Source organism: Mycobacterium sp. 1245111.1 (genome assembly GCF_001673405.1).
In the GTDB taxonomy this organism is placed as follows: domain Bacteria; phylum Actinomycetota; class Actinomycetes; order Mycobacteriales; family Mycobacteriaceae; genus Mycobacterium.
In genome coordinates, this window is sequence record NZ_LZLV01000090.1 from 1 (window position 1) to 665 (window position 665).

The window sequence follows — 665 nt, forward strand, 5'->3', positions numbered from 1 at the left end:
TGCTCAAGCAGGCAGACGAGCTGCGCAAGACGATGGCGACGCTGCACGAGCAGATGAAGGTCACCCAGGATCTGACCAACACCACGCACGAAACCACCAAGCTGACAAAAGAAACCGTGAAGATCACCGAGTCGTTGCGGGACGACATCGCCAACTTCGACGACTTCTTCCGGCCGATCCGCAGTGGTTTCTACTGGGAAAAGCACTGCTTCGACATCCCGCTGTGCTGGTCGGTGCGGTCGATCTTCAACGCACTCGACGGCATCGACCAGGTGAGCGAGAACATCGAGGCGCTCAGCGCGAACCTCGACAAGCTGGACCAGATTCAGCCGCAGCTGGTGGCGCTGATCCCGCCGCAGATCGAAAGCCAGCAGCACAACCTCGACACGATCATGTCGAACTACGCCACCACCAACGGTCTGAACGAACAGGCAAAAGCGCAGTCCGACAACGCCACCGCCCAGGGTGACGCGTTCGACAAGTCGAAGAACGACGATTCGTTCTATCTGCCGCCAGAAGTGTTCCAGAACAAGGACTTCAAGCGCGCGTTGAACAACTTCTTCTCGCCGGACGGCAAGGCGGTGCGGCTGATCATCTCGCACCGTGGCGATCCCGCGTCGCCGGAAGGCATCGCGCGCGTCGATAAAATCCGCGAGGCCGCCGAG

The 665-nt window shown here is 60.0% G+C and carries 1 protein-coding gene; it reads left to right on the forward strand.

Annotation, left to right across the window (positions count from 1 at the left end; translation table 11 throughout):
• The coding region (locus A5658_RS29355) for an MMPL family transporter (protein ID WP_156751421.1) at positions 1 to 665 on the forward strand (665 nt) is incomplete at both ends.